This is a genomic window from Actinokineospora sp. NPDC051303, assembly GCF_055586285.1.
This window is the reverse complement of sequence record NZ_JBVJIN010000016.1, coordinates 62,471-81,808: the sequence shown is the minus strand read 5'-3', so window position 1 is coordinate 81,808 and position 19,338 is coordinate 62,471. Positions and strand designations below refer to the sequence as shown.

Here is a 19,338-nt window from a genome sequence, read left to right as displayed (position 1 = left end):
CCGCGAAGGAAGAGTAGTTGAACAACACCGACACCCGCCTGGACGTCATCCGCGGGTCGGCCGAGCCGAAAAAGCACAATGCCAGAACGATCGCCGCCCTGACCAGCAACCCCGGCTGCGCCCGACGGAGTATCCTGGACGCCGCGTCCATCGACAAGCAGGCCCTGGCCGAGCACATCGGCTACCCCGCCGCGTTCGGCCTGTCCAGCTTCGCGATCGCCCGCGGCAATGCCTTTGAGACGTACGTGAAGGCCAACGGCTGCGCCGAGCTGCTGCGGCTGCTGCGGGAGCACCTTGCCCTGCCACTTCCCGAGGTGTCCTACGACGATCTCAACAGCGTCGCCGGACACGAGACACTTGAAGCACGCTACCGCCGCTCCCGCCAGTTGTTGGCGCACGCCGCCCGATCCGACCAAGACGCAGGCACACTGTTCGATCACCCCCTGCTGCGCATGACCATCGGCGGTCGAGACGTGTACCTGGAGCCGGACCTCGTCGCGTTTCGGCTGCGGGATCGCTTCCACGTCGTGGAGATCAAGTCATTTCCGGTAATTGATGGCCGGGCCGATTCCGGCAAGGTCGCCTCGGCGGCGATCCAGTCCGCCGTGTACGTCCTGGCGCTGCGCCAGTTGATGGAGCAGTTGGGTTTCGACCCGGCCGCGGTGTCGCACGAGGTGTTCCTGGTGTGTCCCGAAGACTTTTCCAACCGGCCGACCGCGGCGTTGGTCGATGTGCGCAAGCAGTTGACCGTGGTGCGACGCCAGCTCGCCCGCCTCACCGACGTCGGCGCCATCACCTCGACGCTGCCGCCGGGGTTCACCCTGGACCTTCGTCGTGACGAGGCCGGTGTGGCCACGCGCCCCGTTGACGAGCTGTGCGAGGCGTTGGGCCAGATCGAAGCCCGCTACGCGCCCGAGTGCCTGGCCACTTGTGAGATGGCGTTCTTCTGTCGAACCGGCGCCCGCGGACACACCGCCGCGCTGGGGCGATCCGTTCAGGAAGACCTCGGTGGGGTCGACACCATCGCCGCCGCGCTCGGGTTGGCCAGCGGCGCGCTCGACCCCGGTGAGCACGCGCACGAGGCGACTCAGGTGTTGCGGATGGCTGAACGTTTGCGCCGCGAGTGTCTCGGCGGTGCGGCATGAGCACACTCACCTCGCTGGCGCGGGCACACGCTGTCGAGCTCGGCCGAGCCCAGCCGATCACGACCGTCCGGCACGTCCACATCAGCCAACGGCCGCTGGTCTGCGTGCCGCTGGCGATGGCGGGCGAGGCGAACGCCCCACTGGCCGCCCTGGTCGGCCGGGACCGCAGCGCGCCCCGCTTGCTGATCGTTCCGCAACCCCGCAACCGTGAGCTGCGTTTCGAGTTCGCTCATTCACTGGCGTTGAACGTGTTGGGATACATCGGGAGTTTCGCCAGCACGATGGTGGCCAGCAGTCGGCCAAGTGGCGGGTCCAAGCCTCGCGTCGCCGACGCGCCACAAGTGTGGGTGCCCAACCGTGCGGGAATCGATTTCCTTCGGCTGTTCGGGCGTTCCACGCGATTTCGCTCCACCACCGGCCCCTACGCGGTTCCCATCTCGGTGCCCACGCTGGGCAAGTGGCTGACCTTCCTCGTGGAGCGCTCTGAATACCCCGGTTCCTCGTTGTTGGTGGCCGCGACGGAGGTCTTGGCCGACCATTGGGCTACCGGTCAAAGCGCGGTCGAGGACGGCAACCTCGCCTCCTTGCTGGGATGGATCGCGCCGCCGCCGGGATCAGACGGAGCACAATCCGCGCTGGCGGCAGAGGACCCGCTGGTGTGGCCGCCTGCTGGCCCTGCGACCGACACGACGTTCGACCGGGAGGTGCTGGAGCCCGGCATCGCCGATTACGACCGCGCCTCCGCTGATCCCGAGCGGCGACGGCGGGCTGTCACTCGGCTGGAAACCGCCCTGCGCGGACAACTCGAACCCACTTGGCGGCTGATGTGGCAGGCTATCGACCAACTCCGGGTGCTAACACCGGGAGAGCATGTCGCAATCCGGTGGGATCTGGACAAGGACGCCTACCTGCGCTTCCACACACATGTTGCGACTGGCGGCCATCCGCAGCCCAAGCGGGACAGCGCGGTGGCCGCAGCGATGCGGCTTGGCCAGCTCGAACGGCACCAGGCCGAGTACGGCGCGCAGCGGGCTTTCGACGACCCGCTGGTGATGGCCGAGTACCGGCTCGCTGGTGACGCCTTCGTGGGCGTCGTCGCGTCAGCGGTGCCGAACCGACGGGTCGGCGCGGGGCGCAGCGCTGTGCTCCGGCCCCTGATCACCGTCTCGACGCAGGATCCTGTGCGGCTTGTCCCGGGCGACGGCCCGGTGACCGATCGGGCACGGCCACGGCAACACGCGGAGATCGTCTCCGTGACCGAGACACCCGACGGTCTGGAGATCACGCTGGAGCTGGCGGGCGGTATGGGCCGTGGCAGAACGGCACCCGCAGGCACCGTGCCTGCGGTGGGGGATCAGGTCTGTTTCAGCGTCTTGACCGACGACTATCAACCGCGCGGCACCTTTCCGGCGCGGGAAAACACCCCGTGGACGCACGGCGGCCCTCCGGCCCTGCCGCTCCCGACAGGTGATGACGCGAAGGAGGAGTGGTCGTGACCGCAGCAGATCCCGCTGTCCGCGCGGCAGACGAGGTAGAGCAGGTCATCGGCGCGGCGCTGTCCGATTTCACCGCCAGCGGCCACCGCGGGGTCGTGGTGGATTCCCCACCGGGAGCAGGCAAGTCAACCCTGGTTGTCCGGGCCGCCACGCAGATCGCGCGTGGGGACGAGCCGGTCATGGTCATAGCGCAGACCAACGAGCAGGTCGACGACCTGGTCGACCGGATGGCGCGCGAGGCGCCCGCGATGCGCATTGGCAGACTGTCCGCGCAGGGCTATGTCCCTACGGAGCGAGTGACTCACCCCAATGTCATCGTCGCCGACCGAGTATCCGACCTCCAGGGTTCCGCGATCACCATCGGCACGGCGGCGAAGTGGGTCCACGTCACAGACGGCCCGTGGCCGTGGGCGATCGTCGACGAGGCGTACCAGATGCGGTCGGACATGCTGCTACGCGTCGCCACTCGGTTCGAGCGCGCGTTGTTCCTCGGGGATCCTGGCCAGTTGGACCCGTTCTCCACCGTTGAGGTCGACCGCTGGACCGGCCTGACGTGGGACCCGATGCAAAGCGCGGTCGTTGCGATGCTCCGCAACAACCCCGACCTGCCGATCCACCAGCTTCCCTTGTCTTGGCGGCTGTCCGCATCCGCAGCGCCGCCGGTGTCCGAGGCGTTCTACCCGTTCACCGGATTCCGTGCGGCCACCTCTGCCGCCCAGCGACGGCTGACCTTCCAGACCCGAGGACTCGGCGGCCCGGTCGACGAGACCTTGGAGATGGCCGCCCGCACGGGCTGGGCGTTGTATGAGTTGCAGGCGCGGCACACGTTGCGCACCGACATTCAGGCGGTTGACGCGATCACCGACCTAGCCCTGCGGGTGATTCAACGCGGCGCCGTGGCCCAATCCGAGCGCGACCCGCACGACGTCCCTGTCACGGCAAACCGCATCGCGATTGGCGCCGCGCACCGTGATCAGGCCGCGGCGATTCGCCGTGCGCTCCACGAGCGCGGCGGAGGGGCTATCAGGGTCGACACGGCCAATCGCTTGCAGGGCAGCGAATACGACCTGGTTCTCGTGCTTCACCCGCTGTCCGGCCGTCGGGACGCTACCGCCTTCCACCTCGAATCGGGCCGCCTGTGCGTTCTGACCTCGCGACATCGACACGGCTGCATCGTGGTGGCCCGCGCCGGTATCCAGGATCTGCTTGACGCCCACCCACCTGCCGAACCGATGCACTTGGGCGTTCCGGCGAAATTCCCGGACGGCTGGGAAGCGAACCAGGCGATGCTCGCGCATCTGCGTGCGCATCGAGTCCCGGCGGCATAACGGCCCAGTGCCGAGTCTCACCTGAGAGGAATGATGAGAGTTCTCCACGTCTCCGATTGGCATCTCGGTCGAATCACCTACAGCGAACCCCGCGCCGAGGATCATGACACCGTCCTCACCGAGATCATCACTTTGGCCCGCAGCCAGAAACCCGACTTGATCGTGCACTCAGGGGACCTCTTCGACCACGCCCGACCGTCCATTCCGGACATGAGCAAGGCTACGACGGTCTTGCAGGAACTCGCGGCCGTCGCGCCCGTGGTCGTCGTCTGCGGCAACCATGACTCGCCACTGCTGTTCCAACTTTTCGCCCAGCTTCTCGGCCCCGACAGCAGGATCCACTTCATCGACAAGCCCCACGATCCCGATCAGGGAGGTGTCCTGCGATTCCCCGGAACCGACGGCAGCGTGCTGCGCCTGGCGGTTCTGCCGTTTGTGCACTCCAACCGGGCCATCGACGCCTTCAACGACACCAGCCACTGGCGCGACACCTACGCCGAACGCATCGGACGGATGGAGCGGGCGCTGGCCGCAGAGCTGCTGCGCGACTTCGACGACCGCCGCGACATCGCCATGTTCGCCGCGCACCTGCACGTCGGCGGAGCCAACTTCGCCGGAAGCGAGCGCCCGGTGCACGCCTCGGACTACTACGCGACCAGCGCGGAGGATGTCCCCGCCGTCAGCTACGCCGCCTTCGGGCACATCCATAAGCCGCAGAAGCTGCCGGGCACGCAGGTCACCGGGCGCTACGCGGGGTCGCCCATCCAGCTCGACTTCGGCGAGGCAGGGGAACGCAAGAGCGTCGTCATGGTCGACCTGCGTCCTGGACAACCAGCCCATGTCGACGTCGTCGGCCTGAGCGGTGGCAGGCAACTGCGCCGGCTCGAGGGCACCCTGGACGACCTGCGCGCCTCGGCACCGTCGATCGGGCGAGACCTGTGCCTGGTTACCGTGTACACCCCGTCGCACGAACCGACGTTGTCCGAGCAAGTTCGAGACTTGCTGCCGAATGCCGTTCTGCTCCAAGTGAATGAGGTCTGCGCCGACCAGAAGCTGGAGGTCCTCACCCCGGAAGCGGTCGCCGGTGACGTCGAGCCTGACATGCGCCAACTGTTCCGTGACTACCTCGCCGAGCAGGGCAGCACGACGGTGGCAGCCGACCGCATCCTGCAGACCTTCGGCCAGATCCTGACCTCCATCGAAGAACAGCGGCCCATCACGTTGCCCGAGGAGTCGCTGCTGACCGACCCGCTGGAATGCGACCACGGCATGCACGCCGAGGAGGTGGCTCGATGAGGCCCTTGACCCTCAAGTTCCGCGGACTGCGCTCCTATCGGGCCGAGCAAGAGATCGACTTCACGAACGTGAGCCTGATGGCGATCGTGGGCGACACGGGCGCAGGCAAGTCCTCACTTCTAGAAGCCCTGTGCTTCGCGCTGTACGGCGGGTGCACCTGGGATGCCCGCAGCGGCAAGGGGCTCATCGCCGACGGAGGCGACGGCACCCTGCGGGTGGAGTTGACCTTCCAGGCGAAGGGCAAGACCTGGCGGGTCACTAGGACCACTTCCGCGAGTGGCTATCCGCCATCGACCCATCGCTTGACCTGCTTGGACGACGGCACCGAGGTCGACAACTCTCGCGCGGTCGACAGCGCGATCCGTGGCCTTATCGGGCTGGACTACACCGCGTTCCTCAAAGCGGTCGTCCTGCCGCAAGGGCGATTCCAGGAACTGCTCCAGACACCCGAGGCGAACCGCACCGCCATCCTCAAGACCGCACTCGGACTTGATCACATCACCGATGTCCGGAACCAGGCCAAAGCCCTGCATGAGCGGCTGAACCCACTGTTGGCCAAGCTGGTCGTGCGCCGCGCCGGTCTGCTGCCCGATCCTAAGGAGGCACTCCGTGACGCGCGCCACCGACTGTCCGAGACCAAGGAAGAGAACGGCAGACTCGAAGCCGTCAAGACCGCGGTCACCGAAGCGCAGAAAACCCTTGATGATGCGACTCGCCGTGGACAGGAATGCCGATCAGCCGCGCGACAGTTGACGACAAGGATCCCGTCCGACACCGAACACCGGTATCAGCAGCTGATCGAGCTCGATGCCGCACTCAAACACCAACTCTCCACCATAGAAGGAGAGTTGATTGTCGCCGAGGCGCGCGAAGAAGAACTTGGGGCGGTTCTCGAAGGCGCGGACATCGACGGTACGGGTGTCGTCGCCGTCGCGTCCACGCTGGCCACGTTGAAGTCACTGCTTGACCAACTTCCCGCTATCGAAGAAGACCAGCGCCATCTGGATGGTGAGGACGCGGCCATCCAGGCCGAACGCACAGACCTCCAGGCGCGCAAGGATGCGTACGTCAAGATTGTCCGCGAGGCCGAGCAAGCTCAAACCCATGCCAGTGAGCTGGACGCGGCCCATACAGCCGCAGCGAACGCGCTTGGTCGGTACCGTGTGCTGCTTACCGACGCCCGGAATGCCTCCACAGCAGTCGACGCCGCAACCGCCGAGGTTGAGAAAGCGCGGAAAGCAGTACAAGAGCATAAAGAAGCAGTTGACAAAGCGGCGAACACTTCCGCCCAAGCAGACAAAAAAGCCGAGGCAGCCGAGGAACAAGTCGAGGCCGTGTCCCGGACGAACGCCGCCGCCCACGCGGCGGAGCACAGTAGTCCAGGCGATCCATGCCCAGTCTGCCTGCGCTCGTTGCCCGACGGCTTCACCCCGCCTGCCACCGCCGACATCGCTCGGGTGAAGGCACTTCGGACTCGCGCCAACAAACGCGCCCGAGCACTGGCAGACGAACTCGCCGCCACCGTCGAGTCCTACAACACCGCCCAGGCCGCTTTCCAGGACACCCTCGGCAAGGTCAGCGAAGCAATCAGCCAGCACGACACCGCACTCGAATTGGTGCAGGCCGAACTCGGGAAGGTCGATCTTGGCCAGGACGATGAAACTCTGCTCACTGACGCCAAGCTCACGGTTCGCCGGGCCGCCGACGCCAAGCAGACGGCAGTGGACGCCGCCAAGGTCGCTCAGGACGCCAAGACCCGTGACATCACCGAGATTCAGCGCGACGAAGCCGCGCTGATCAAGCGTGAGAAAGCACTCACCAAGTCTCGGTCAGCCCTCAAACGGCGGCACGACAAGATGGCCGAATCCCACGACACGCTCCCGACTGCGTACAGGATCTCCAGCGGTCTGAGCACCGCCGCGATCGAACGCGCCATGGACCAGGCGCAGCGTCGTCAGGGTGAGTTGGGGGAGGTGACCACCCAACTCAAGTCCGCACAGGCACAGGCTAAACGGTTGCGCGACAACAAGAACGGTGTGATCAAGGACATCCGGTCTGGGGTCGAACGACCCGCAGAACAGTTGAGCAGGGCCATCCAAGCCGTGGCGGACACCGCTGCGGCCATTCCCTGGCTCACCGAACCTCCCGCGATACCCGTGCGCCCAGAGCCGTTCTCGATCCTCACGGATGCGCAGTGGGGCAAGGAGGCCCTGAATCGCGTTGATGAGATCATCCGGCTGTCTCGCGACGTGGCGTCGGCACAGGATGACGTCGCTGCGGGCGCGGAAACTGCTACCGCGAAAGCGCTCTCCCGCGCCGGAGTCGCCACGATCGACGACTTAACGGAACTCTTTATCGCAGCCAAAGCGAAAGCCAAGGTAGCCGAACGGGATCGAGACAAGGCGCAAGCTGATCTCCCGATATGCGCCGAACTGGATCGTCGCATTTCGGTTGCCCAACCGACGGTCGACAGCTTGCGTGAGCTCAGCGGCCTTCTCGCTGACGGCAAGTTCCTGGCCGCTGTCGTCAAACGTCGGCAAAGGGCTCTGCTGGGCATCGCGTCGGAACTCTTCCTGTCCATGACCGAAGACCGATTCGCGTTCTCTGAAGACTTTCGCGTCATCGACGGTCACACAGGCCAACCACGCGACGTGAAGACGCTTTCGGGCGGTGAGACCTTCCTGGCAAGCCTGGCCCTGGCCTTGGCGCTGGTGGAACTCACCTCCCGCGGTGGAGGCCGCGTCGAGGCGTTGTTCCTCGACGAGGGATTCGGCTCCCTGGACACCAACGTCCTGGGCGAAGCGCTCGAAGCTCTCACCCGCCAAGCCACTGGTGGCCGACTGGTCGCGGTGATCAGCCACATGCGGGCCGTGGCAGAGAACATTGACGACCTCCTCATGGTGACCCGGACCCTCAACGGCAGCGAGGCCCACTGGGCAAGTGCGGCTGAACGAGACCAACTGGTCACCGATGAATTGGCAGCGGGGCTACTCACATAGCTCGCGTCATGCCGCGAAAGTCGCAACCAACGCGGCGGCACCACACGTTCAACAGTCGATTCGCCAGCTCAATTGGGCCGAACCGGCGATCCGCGCCGCCAGTGTTCACTCAAACGGCCCATCGCTTGTCGCACACCGCCCTCGAACGTTTGTTCCCGGCGTGGATTGTCGGTATGTCCGTCTACAGTTGGTGCCGCGCAGGTTCACTCGTAAACGGTGGGAGCTGAACCGCTTGTGAGAAGCGCTGTGCGACGTCGGAAGGAGGAAGTGTCGGTGTGGTGTTCCATACTCCGTAGGTTGGCTACCTCGGGTGCACTGAAACAGCTCGTGCGAATGGAGGCCTCGTGACCGTCCCCCGCTGCGTTGACTGCGGTTGTTCGTTCCGCGTCGACAAGCCTGCCAGGGAGCCGCGTTGAGCGCCGCGTCGGAACAGCCGCAACAGTGGTGGCGGCACGTCATCGCCAGCGACTGGACAGTCTTTGCCATGCCCGAGGACTTGGCTCGTGAACGGTATGCGGCGCTGCTCGCCGCGCTCGATGAGCTGAGCACTCGTGGACCAATGTCGACTTTGGGTGAGATCTTGGAACGGTTGCGTGCGGTCGGCTTCGGTGATCCGCTATCCGAGGCTGACCTCCGAAGGTTGCTCGACCAGCTCGCCGTGTGGAGGTTCGCCGAGCCGTTTCGCGATTTCGCTGCTCCGGTGCGCAACTACCATGGTGTGATCGGTCGGCAAGAAGCCTGGGCGCTGACTCGTCGCGGCCGCAACGTGGTCGCCGCGGTACGGGCAGCCATCGGTTCTGCCGATCGGGCGCTGCAACTGCCAAGCCGCCTGCTGGATAGTGTTGAACAGACGCTGCGGGCATTGCTGGCTCACGCCGTGGAGCCTGCCGATCACGGTCTGCTCGATGCCGATCTGGGCAACGTCGGAACGCGCATCGCCGAACTGCAGCGTGTCACCGCCGACTTCTACGATGCGCTCGGCCAGCTCGTGCAGTCTGATGTGACCAAGGACCACGTTTTCGACGGCAACCGCGACCGAGTCGTCGAGGCGCTGAGGCAGTTCGCCCGCGAGTACGACCGGGCGCTGGTGCGGGTCGACGCCGTGCTCGCCGACCTGCGGTTGGTCGGGCATCAGCACGTTGTTCAGTGCGCCGTGGTGCACGCTGGGCTGCTCGATGCGGCGGCGCAGCAGCAGTGGGTGAGCGAGCGTGTGTCACTGCTGTCATCGCTGGAGGCTTGGTTCGTTCCGTTGGGCAGCGTGCACCGGCTTATCGAGTCGGCGTACGGCGCGGTGAACACGCTGCTGAACGCTATCGATCGGCGATACAACGCCCGACTGCGCGGGTCGGACCTGTCGGTTGATTTCCGGATCTTGGCTCAGTCGCTGCACCAGCAAGCCGATGACGACGCGGCGCGGCAGGTCTATGCCGCCGCATTCGGAGACTGGCCCGCCTGGCATGTCGTGGCCGGTCCGTCGCTGGAGAACGTGGACTTCGCCACGACGGCCGCGGCAGCGCCGGTGCCGTTCACCGTGGAGCTGACGTTGCGCGAGCACGAGCGACACGGGCCTGCGGGCGGCAGGCCGCGCAAGGTCGCCGACGCGACAGCGGAACGGCAGCGGGCGCTGGAGGAAGCGCGCGCTCAGGCCGAGTACCGGCGTCGTTGTGCGCAGGCGTTGCTCACCCCGGGTGAAGTCGGGCTCGACCACTTCACCGGGCTCGAAGCTGAGACCGCGGCGGTGCTGTTCGATGCTCTGCAGCTGGCGTTGGACATGGTCGACCCGGCGACGGGGATCGGGCAGGTCGACGCGGACGAGGCTGGTGTGCTCATCACCGTACGGGTCGTCAGCGGCGCTGACCCGGTTGTCGTGCGCCTCGCTGAGGGCGTGCTGCAGGGTCCCGACCTCCGGTTGACGGTCATCGCGGCCGGTTCGGCCCAATCGGATGTCGAAGCGTCGTCGACGCCCCGGTCCCGGAGCGTCGCGTGAGGCAGGACGCGTTGCTCAAACCGGATCTGGCCGATTGTGCCCGCGTGCTGATCGCGCAGGGCAGGCTCCTGGCGGAGCGTGAGCCCGAGCTGTACCGTGCCGCGGTTCGTGACCGAGTCGAACTGACACGGTTTTTCGCCACGGAGCTCGGTTGGACACTTGATGTGCTCGGATCAGCGGACATGATCCGGTTGCACAAGCGCCGACAAGACGTGCCGTTCCGTCGCGGGCCGCGTCTGCGCAGGGAGGGCAAGGAGAGGGGGCTGGCTCCGCGACTGGTTCTGGTCTTGTCCGCGCTCGCCTGTGAGCAACTCTGGCGGCGGCCCAGAATGACCCTCAATGATCTGCTGCAGGGGGTGGCTCAGGTTTGCGCGACTGGCAGTGAGCACGGCCTGTTGCCTCAGTTTGTGGTGGTCGCGGGCGAGGGAATCAGCAAACAGGAAGCCCGTGGGAACCGACATAGCCTCGTGGACGCGTTACGGTTGCTAGAGGCTGACGGGACGATCACCGTGGACGCCGACCTCGACCGGGTGGCCAGCGACGACACCAGCGACCTGGTTGTGTCCGCTTCCCGCGATCGGCTCGCTGCGAAGTTTTCCTCCCTGTCTCCATCGCTGCTCAAGCTGCCACAGATGCCGCCTCCCGGGCACGCCCAGGCGCTCACCGCTGACCTCATCGTTGACGACAGCGGGCCGCTCCCGGAGCCGGACGCGACCCCGCTCAGCAACGGCGTCCAAGACGCCCTCCGGAATGACGACGAGCACCAAGAAAAGCACTCGCAGGCGCAGCTTGACAGTCGTGGTGCCAGGAGCGAGACCGCCGTGCGTCGTCAGCGCGCGATCCGGCGGCTCGTAGACGATCCCGGTACCGACCCGGCTGATGACGATTACCTGCAGACCTCGACCGGCCGCAACCGCGCCCTCAACGTCCTGCACGCACTCGGGCTGGCGGGCACCGTGCGGCGCGACTGGTGGCAGGTCAGCGACCCGTCCGGGCTCGGCAGCACCCTCGACTTCCCCAATGGCAGGCGCAGTGAGCGGCAAGCGGCCCTGGCCCTGCTCAAACATCTCGGCGGCCGCGAGATCGGCGCAGGTGGGCGTGAACAGCCGGTGGGGATAGGCGAGATCGTGACCTTGTTCGAAGAGGTACGAGCCACGCTGCCACGCTGGGCCGCAGCATACGACCGGCGATTGCCCGCCCTTGCCCGGGCTGCCGCAAACGAGCTGGTCAACGCCGGGTTCCTGCGCGAGGACGCCGTAACCGGCGACTCGATCCAGGGCACCAGAGGCGTCGAACAGCACCAATGGCAACCGACCCCGGCAGTGCGGATGTGGCGCGTCAAGCTCAAGGCAGCTCCCTCGACCTCTACAGCCGACGACGAGCAGCTCACCAGCGACGTCACCGGGAACACCGACGACCCGCTCACGCTCTTCGACAACTGATCCATGACCGCAGGAACCCATACCCGCCCAACACGCGAGTGTGCTTTCGTTGTGCATAGGAGCCTGATGACGAACTCCGACCAAGTCAGCCCTGCTCAGTCAGGTGATGGTGCGGCACCGGACGCTGTAGGGGTCGACCTGTCCGGTTCTGAACCCGACTCCGTCCTCCTCGGCTTCCCCGGAGTGGCCGGCCGATGGCAGCCCACCCGCGCTGGAGTGCTCAATAGCTGGAAGTGGACCGACGAGGAGTTCCACTTCGCCGACGGCTGGCTGGCGTTCATCGGCCGCAATGGTTCGGGCAAGTCCCTGACCGCCTCCCAACTGATCACGATCCTGCTCGACGGCGACACATCGCAAACCGCCCTGAGCGTGTCCGGCCGAGCCGCGGGCACCCTGATGAGCAGGCATACCGACAACCGCGACAAGGACGACAAGACCGGGGTGTGGTGGTTGGAGTACGGCCACACCGATCCTGACACGGGGCGAACCGATTACGTGACCACCGGGCTGTGGCTGCGCTCATCGAGCCAGTCGCTCCTACGCGCGTTCTTCCTCGTGCCCGCTCGCGTCGGCAGCCAGCTCACGTTGCAGGTCGACCGTAACGCGGTCTCGATCGACAGCCTCGCTGAACAACTCGCCGTCCACGGGGGGCAGATGTTCACCGACTCGCAGCGGCTCAAGCCGAAGGCGGCCGCGCGTCTGAGCGCTGTCAGCCCGGAGGGCAGCTATCGCACAGCTGTCCGAACGCGGCTCTTCTCCCCACTCGACGAGGTCCAATATGACGCACTGCTGAGCGTTCTGCGGACCCTTCGCAGTGTCCGCACTGCCGAGAAGATCTCCGCTCGGGAGATGCTCGCCGTGCTCACCGAGGCACTGCCCGCGCTCGACCAGGGCAAGCTGAGCGAGATCGCCGGAGCGATGCAGCGCATCGCCAGCCTGGAAGCCCAGTTGGCCGACACCAAGGAGCAGTCCAAGAAGCTAGCGGGCACCGACAGGCTCTACGAGCTCTACCGGCAAGCCGTCACACTGACCGCCGCGGCGGCCCTGCGCTCGGCGAACACCGAGTTCGACAAGCTGACGCGGTCACAGCGCACTGCGGAGAGAGCGCTCAGCGATGCCCAGATCGCCGCCGAGGACGCTCGGTTGACACTGAAGCGAGTGAATCTCGACCTGTCCCGGCTCGAAGGCGAACTTCACGCCGCCGACACCGCAGTACGTGATCACGCGGGCGCCGAGCTGCCGCACCACGAGCAACGCGCCCGCGACATGGACGACGTCGCTGCCACGGCCGAAGGTCACGCTGAGCGAGCAAACACCGAAGCGGCAACCGCGCGCACCAGTGCCGAAAAGGCAAACCAGGACGCGGGCTCCGCCCAGCGGAGCCTGGCGACGATCGGCCAGGAGCTCGCGGCGACGGCCGAGGCCGTGCACGCGGGCGGCGCCGTGACGAGCTTGCTGGGAATCACCAGCGAGCTGGCTGACCCCGCGCAACTGGATCCCGACAAACCTGCGACTGAGGTGTCGGTCGACGAGCTTGCCGCTGTCCCGCTGGCCTGGGTCGACATGCGCCAACAGAACGTTGGGAAGGTCAGTGCGGCGTTGGCGGAGGTGAATGCCGCGAACCTGATCGCGCTGGAGGCCGCGGACCAGCATCGCGCCGCCCATGACGAAGTCGACCGCCGCGACGCCGCCTTGACCGAGCTCGCGACATCACGGGGCGAGCTCGAGCGACAACTCGACGCCGCTGTCATCAGTTGGCAGAAGTCGGCCACTCATTTTCCGCCCGTGCCGGACGAGTTGATCGAACCGGATCCGATCGACGGGAGGGTCAACCCGGAGCGGCTGACACGCTGGATCGACCAGCAGGCCGCGGCGATCCGTCAGCGACTCGACGTACCTGGGCACTCGGCGCGCAAGGCTGCCGCGGACGACGCCAGTGAACTCGCTCGCACATTCGCGGAAACGCAGCAGGTCGCCGCAGGGGAGGCAGCCGACGTGGCCGCGGAATCACGGACGCGACACGACGAACAGGCCAGGGAGAACCTCACCGCTGCGGAAGCGGACGCCGAAATTGGCTTGCGCGCCGAGAACGATCACGCCGAGCAGGTCGACGCCGCACGTCACTACCGCCACGAGCACCTCGTCACCCAGCTCGGGCAGGCACACACGGCACTCGACGCAGTGACCACCTGGGCTGGGCAAGTACGGCGGTGGCAGGCGGCGTTGACACACCTGGACGGCGCCGCACTCACCGTTCCCCAGTCGCTGACCGAACAGATAGAACAACTGCTCATCGAGTTGGGAGTTGCAGGCGAGCTGGGCGATGGTGGCGAACCACACGCCAGCCATCGATTGGACCTGGGCTCCCCGGCGGTCATCCTCGCCGACAGGGCCCTGGCGGCCCTGGCGAAGTTCGACGACACGGCACTGAGGGCCGCGCTGGGTGAGTCGGCACAACGAGCCTTCGGGCGGCTGAACCGCCGGATCGTCGAAGCCGAGCGGACGCTGCTGGAGATCCAAGGTGAAATAGACGGTGTCACCGCCAAACTGGAGGAGGCGCGACAGACCCCCGCACCGCCCCCAGCCCCGGCATGGCGGACCCGCAGCGGCGGCAACCCGCTGTGGTCTCTGGTCGACTTCCGGGACGAGGTGCCCGACGACGCCCGTCACCGCTACGAGGGCGCACTGTTGGTGTCGGGGCTGCTCGACGCGATCGTCACCGCCGACGGCCGTGCCCGCGCTGGCGATACTGTCTTGACAGCCGAGCACCCGGTCAACGGACCCAACCTGGCTGACATCCTGAGCGTGGAGCCCGACAGCCCCATCGATCCGGCGTTGATACGTGGTCTGCTGCGCAGCATCGCGGTCAGCGACACCATGGGAACAACCGTGCGCTCCGGGGTGCTGACCGCCGCCTCGCCAGACGGGTACCTCGCGCGCTACATCGGCACGACTGCCAGGGAACGGGCCCGAGCGGAACGGATCGCCATACTCGAAGCGCAGGTCGCGGGTCTCGCAGCTCAGCACCAAACGGCAGAAATCGAGCTGCTCTCACGCCAGGATGACCTGGCCGCAGCAGGCATCGAACAACAGGCGTTGCCCGCTTCGACGACGTGGCAGCAGGCACGCACGCGCGCACAGCAAGCGCAGCTCGAAGCTCGGGAAGCAGATCGAGTCGCAACGCAGCGTCAGACACGAGCCGACACGACACTGCAAGCCGTCCGTGAAAGGTTGGCCGCGGCTGAGCAAGCTCGCACCCAGGTGTTGGCGACCTTCCTCAGCAGGCTTGACACAGCCATCGCCCTGGCCAAACAGGCCGAGCGGTCAGCGGCGGAAGCGCTCGCCAAAGCAGTGGACAGCGCCGAACTCGCCGAGCAGGCGGCCGCCCGGCTGGAGAGTGTCATCGCCGAGCAAGCGCAGGCAGATGAGCAGCGACAGCGCTTCCCCTCGCTCACGGCGCTGTTCGACGCGCTGAGCAAGGAAGACGAAGCCACCCGTGAACTGACTACGGCCCAATCACTGGTTGTCAGCGCGGCAGGACGGGTAAGCGAGGTGCGAACCCGCACCAAGCGGGCTTTGGCGGCCCTGAACAGAGCGGTGGACCTCGGTGACGGGCGGATGCTGCCCAGCGAGCCCGAGGCGTTGAAGACGTTCGCGGGCAAGGTCGCACAGCTGGCCACGCAAGTCACGTCCTGGCAGCGGATCACCGACCGTGCGGTACAGCTACGGACACAGGCACGGACCACGGCGGTAGCCGCGGCTGAGCTGGCCAAGTACGCCGAAACGCAGTCCCACAAGGCGACGACGGCGCGAGCCACGGCCGTGCGCGAGCAAGCGGCGGTCGCACAACTGCGGGAACTGCACGGCGCCGCGTACGAGCAACTCCGTCTGGCGCGCGAACAATCGGCGCAGGCGTACGCGGCCGCGCAGGAAGAACTCGAGCGAGTCCGCGAAAAGGGCCACCAGGCGGAGATCACCGCGGCACAGGCGAGCAGCACACTCGATGGCATCGCTCCCCGGCGCGCGGATGCCGAGCACCAGCGCGAGCAGTGTCTACGACAGATGAATCGGCTGGTCGAGGAGTCGATCGCGGCCGTCGACGGTGACATCGCCGTCGACGAAGCCGGACGGCCTGCCAACCTGACCGCGGCACTCGCGTGGGCTACGCACATGCTGGCCGCCGAGCCGCGCGGCAACAACCGCGACGAGCTCGCGAGGCTGCTCGAAACCAGGCGCGCCCGATTGGAGACCGAGGCGAAGAAGATCAGCGCCGAACTGACTCGCTTCGACCGGCAAGTGACGCTGCAGACCATTCCCGGTACCGACTGGCGCCGAGCGGTCGTCGCCGCGCCGGACGCTCTTGGCGGGGAGGATCTGCACCTCACCGTGTTGACACTGCAGCAAACGGCCGAACAACTGGACCGAGATCTCCGTGATGACGTGAAGGTCACTCTCAAGACGAGCATGTTCACCGCGCTTCGCCGTGACATCGCCACCCGCCGGGCTGCGGCACAGGAACTCGTCAGGCAGATTCGCTCAACCCTCGGCGATGTCCGCACTGGCGTCGCGCGCGTCGGCGTCGAAGTCGACTGGAAGGTCAAGAACGATCCCGACGCACAACGGATGATCCAACTGGTCAGTGCACTACCTTCCGACGAAACCTTTCAGGAGATGTACGAGGTACTGCGCCAGCGGCTGGAAGACGCCCCAGGTGACACCTGGGAGGCCCGGGTCGCACATACCTTCGACTACCGGGTCTGGCACGAGTGGGACATCAAGGTCACACACGCGTCGTTCGGGGACAGCACCACCGAAGTGTTCCGGCCCCTGACAGCCAGGTCGAACCCGCTGGCGTCGTTCAGCACCGGTGAGATGCGCCTGGCGACGATGCTCCCGCTGTTGGCCGCGGCGTGGTCGATGTACGAGGCGCCGGGCTACCAGGGCCCGCGGCTGCTGTTCGTCGACGAAGTGAACGCCGCGTTCGATCCGCAGAACGTCCGCAAGCTGCTGGGGCTGCTCCGTGAATGGAACTTCGACGTGCTGTCGACCGCGCCAGAGATGAGCGCGATGCTCAAAGCCGAGTCAAAGCGGGTGATGATCGCCCAAGTAACGCACGCGGGAGCGGTGCGGGTGTCGATGCCATGGCTCTGGACCGGGTCAGGGCAACCGGCACTGGTCGTAGACCGGGCCGAGCAGACCATGCACGCCTCGACAGGGCGTTCGTGATGGCGGCAGAAATGCCCAATGCGATCCGGGACCTCGCAAGTGACCGAGATCTGCGGGCATTGTGGGAGGCCGTCCACGACAGACTGTGTTCCGGGTCCGAACCCACCGAACTCGCAACAGTCAAGGTGACCGGCCTGCCAGTAGGGGGCGTCGCGATCCTGCGGACATGGCTGGACACCAGCACCCGCCGACGACGAGGGAACTCCGCGGTCTCGAACACAACCGGAGTAACAAACGTGCCGCTACGGGAACTCCTCGCCCGGTTCAACCTCGCAGCCGAACATCTTCCCATCATCGCCGAACTGGCGGTCGGCAGACAAGTGGTGAACCGATCAGCGGCACGTAGAGCCATCGCCGGTGCCCGTGAAGCGCTGTGGGCCCAGGTCGAGCTAGACCTCGCAGCCGTGCCGAGGCTCGCGCGCAGGATCCGAGCCGCAGGGGTCGCGGAGCTCGACATCGACACGGTCGCGCAGCAGGCCCGGCAACTCCGGTCCGCGGTGGCAGCGATCATTGAACAACGCCAACCGGGGGTTCTGCCGGTGACGTTGGCCAAGCTGGCACACGATTGTGCTGGCGATCCGCACGCTTTCGATCTTGACCGACTGACCGGCAGACGGCTGGTGGAGGCAGTGGCGGAACTCCTCGAAGAAGCAGAGCCGTCTCGGCCAGACGCGATCCGGGCCCTGCTGGCCCGCGCCGGAGTACTGGCCGACCGGTTGTCCGCCACCATGCTCGTGCTCAACGTGTCGGCACGCGGAACAGGGGTGGTGGATGAGCGCCTACGGCTCGGGGGCGGGCCCGTGCCCCTGACGCTGTACGACCTGACCGTGCACCCTCCAATACTCGCCGCCGAACCGCTGCTGGTGGTGGAAAACCCCTCCGTGCTCGAAGCCGCCACGGCAGCCGGGTACACCGGCTCCCTGGCATGCACAAGCGGGCATCTACGCGCAGTCGACCACGCCTTCCTACAGCGAGCAGTCGACTGCGGAGTGCCATTGACCTACGCTGGCGACATCGACCGCGACGGGCTGATCATCGCCGCGCAAATCCAGGCCCTCTACGGCGCGCGCCTAGTCAGTATGGATGCGGACGTGGTCACACAGGCGGGGGCGAGCCCGTCGGCGGTCCCCCTCGGTGCGCTCCCGGATGGGATCCCCACCGATCTCGCCGCGACGTTGGCCGAGCATGGGCGCGCCGTGTACCAAGAACACGACGCGATCCTTCAGAGCCTGCTGTGCTGAGGCCGGAGGGGCTGTCAATTAACGGTGTAACTGAGGTGATCTCAGCAAGATCAGCTTGGTAGTGCGGCGTCCAGGCGGGGGAGGCGTCGGTGGGTGCGCCGGTTGGCTGATGATGTCCGGTGAGATATGGGCGGGAAAGCTCCTGATACGACTGAATTTGCAAAGATCAAGTCCAAACGACCAGGGACTCCCCGTGATTGCCGGCCTTCTCCGCAGACCGTTGTGGAGAGAATACTGTGAGCGTCAAGGGAAATAGATCGACCTGCGCTACTCCGGGAAAGCTCACGAGCACGGCGGCAACATTCAAGCAGTCATGGAACCGGACGGGTTCCCGCAGTGGGGGGCCGATGCCGAGCCCGGCTCAGCCCATAACCTGACCGTGGCCTGAGAGCATGTGCTCGGCACCTTATACTGGGCCGCGTCCCATCGTGACCTGCCGACTCTGATACCTTGCTAAACCTGCTGGTCGAGCAGTCCGATCGCGCCCGCTCGACCAGCAACCAGTCACGTGTCCTTACGTTTGCGGGTCAGGTTCGCGGTTTTCGACACGACTCGCAGCGACGCATTTCGCTCATGAAAATTCGACCAACGTGCCTCCAATTCAGGGTCTTGTAGCTGACGCCCAATACCATCTGGGCAAGCCACCAGTTTGATGTCGTCCACGGATCCGTCCAGCTCGATAAACTTGTCGGCAAGCTCAACGAATGTGGGATTTTCGTGATCGACGTGTGCTTCTGGCCCCATGGTGAGACGTTCACCAGTGAGAGCGCAGCGCGGGTCGAGTTCACTATTGAAGTAGGCGATCCGGAAGGCGTTGATCTGCGGTCGCACAGCAACGCGGAAGGCGGCATGTACCGCTTGTCGCTGGCTCGGCGCACCATTGACGCACTTGAGGTAGCTGATATCGACCTCGGTCCCGTCCACCCGCGTGATCCAAAACCCGCGCTGATTGTACGGACTGACGCGAACAGAGATGCTGGCAATTCCTGGTCCGATCTTGCCATTAGCTTCTGGATGGCACGCGACTACGTCCATGATGAAATCGAGCTGACCGCCAGCCAACTCCGTTCCGATGGGAACCGAGTAAAGAACTTCCTTGACAGCGTCCTGCGCATCTTTCAAACGAGCGAAACGGATATTACCGATGATTCGTTCGCGCGCCATCCTTAACCTTTCGG

General features: G+C 66.0%; 10 protein-coding genes. 9 read left to right on the top strand and 1 reads right to left on the bottom strand.

Annotated features, from left to right (window positions below; all coding sequences use genetic code 11):
• Window positions 1-17 precede the first annotated feature (17 nt).
• From ACZ6SD_RS14850 to ACZ6SD_RS14810, 9 genes are all read left to right on the top strand, one after another.
• Complete coding sequence (locus ACZ6SD_RS14850; RefSeq protein WP_465317485.1) at window positions 18-1,145, top strand: hypothetical protein; 1,128 nt, start codon at window positions 18-20, stop codon at window positions 1,143-1,145.
• A gap of 104 nt (window positions 1,146-1,249) precedes the next feature.
• Window positions 1,250-2,641, top strand: coding sequence for a hypothetical protein (locus ACZ6SD_RS14845; protein ID WP_465317484.1), 1,392 nt, complete (start codon window positions 1,250-1,252; stop codon window positions 2,639-2,641).
• The gene (locus ACZ6SD_RS14840) at window positions 2,638-3,969 is read left to right on the top strand and encodes an AAA family ATPase (protein ID WP_465317483.1); all 1,332 of its coding nucleotides are present in this window, start codon (window positions 2,638-2,640) and stop codon (window positions 3,967-3,969) included. The genes ACZ6SD_RS14845 and ACZ6SD_RS14840 overlap by 4 nt, the downstream gene beginning before the upstream one ends.
• 33 nt (window positions 3,970-4,002) lie before the next feature.
• Complete coding sequence (locus tag ACZ6SD_RS14835; protein ID WP_465317482.1) at window positions 4,003-5,265, top strand: metallophosphoesterase family protein; 1,263 nt, start codon at window positions 4,003-4,005, stop codon at window positions 5,263-5,265.
• Between the two features lie 5 nt (window positions 5,266-5,270).
• On the top strand, window positions 5,271-8,264 hold the full coding sequence (locus tag ACZ6SD_RS14830) for an AAA family ATPase (protein ID WP_465317481.1): 2,994 nt from the start codon (window positions 5,271-5,273) through the stop codon (window positions 8,262-8,264).
• A gap of 412 nt (window positions 8,265-8,676) precedes the next feature.
• Window positions 8,677-10,251 (top strand): DUF2397 family protein, encoded by a 1,575-nt coding sequence (locus tag ACZ6SD_RS14825; protein WP_465317480.1) that lies wholly within the window; start codon window positions 8,677-8,679, stop codon window positions 10,249-10,251.
• Entirely contained in the window at window positions 10,248-11,693 is a 1,446-nt protein-coding gene (locus tag ACZ6SD_RS14820) for a DUF2398 family protein (protein WP_465317479.1), read from the top strand. The genes ACZ6SD_RS14825 and ACZ6SD_RS14820 overlap by 4 nt, the downstream gene beginning before the upstream one ends.
• A 66-nt stretch (window positions 11,694-11,759) precedes the next feature.
• Entirely contained in the window at window positions 11,760-16,919 is a 5,160-nt protein-coding gene (locus ACZ6SD_RS14815) for an SbcC/MukB-like Walker B domain-containing protein (protein ID WP_465317478.1), read from the top strand.
• The gene (locus ACZ6SD_RS14810) at window positions 16,919-18,160 is read left to right on the top strand and encodes a TIGR02679 domain-containing protein (RefSeq protein ID WP_465317477.1); all 1,242 of its coding nucleotides are present in this window, start codon (window positions 16,919-16,921) and stop codon (window positions 18,158-18,160) included. The genes ACZ6SD_RS14815 and ACZ6SD_RS14810 overlap by 1 nt, the downstream gene beginning before the upstream one ends.
• Before the next feature lie 504 nt (window positions 18,161-18,664).
• Here the strand turns inward: ACZ6SD_RS14810 and ACZ6SD_RS14805 are convergent.
• The gene (locus ACZ6SD_RS14805; RefSeq protein WP_465317476.1) at window positions 18,665-19,324 is read right to left on the bottom strand and encodes a DCL family protein; all 660 of its coding nucleotides are present in this window, start codon (window positions 19,322-19,324) and stop codon (window positions 18,665-18,667) included.
• Window positions 19,325-19,338 lie beyond the last annotated feature (14 nt).

Coding starts and splice junctions, on each gene's coding strand:
- ACZ6SD_RS14835 (WP_465317482.1), top strand. CDS start 4,003: ATGAGAGTTCTCCACGTCTCCGATTGGCATCTCGGTCGAATCACCTAC.
- ACZ6SD_RS14815 (WP_465317478.1), top strand. CDS start 11,760: ATGACGAACTCCGACCAAGTCAGCCCTGCTCAGTCAGGTGATGGTGCG.
- ACZ6SD_RS14810 (WP_465317477.1), top strand. CDS start 16,919: ATGGCGGCAGAAATGCCCAATGCGATCCGGGACCTCGCAAGTGACCGA.
- ACZ6SD_RS14805 (WP_465317476.1), bottom strand. CDS start 19,324: ATGGCGCGCGAACGAATCATCGGTAATATCCGTTTCGCTCGTTTGAAA.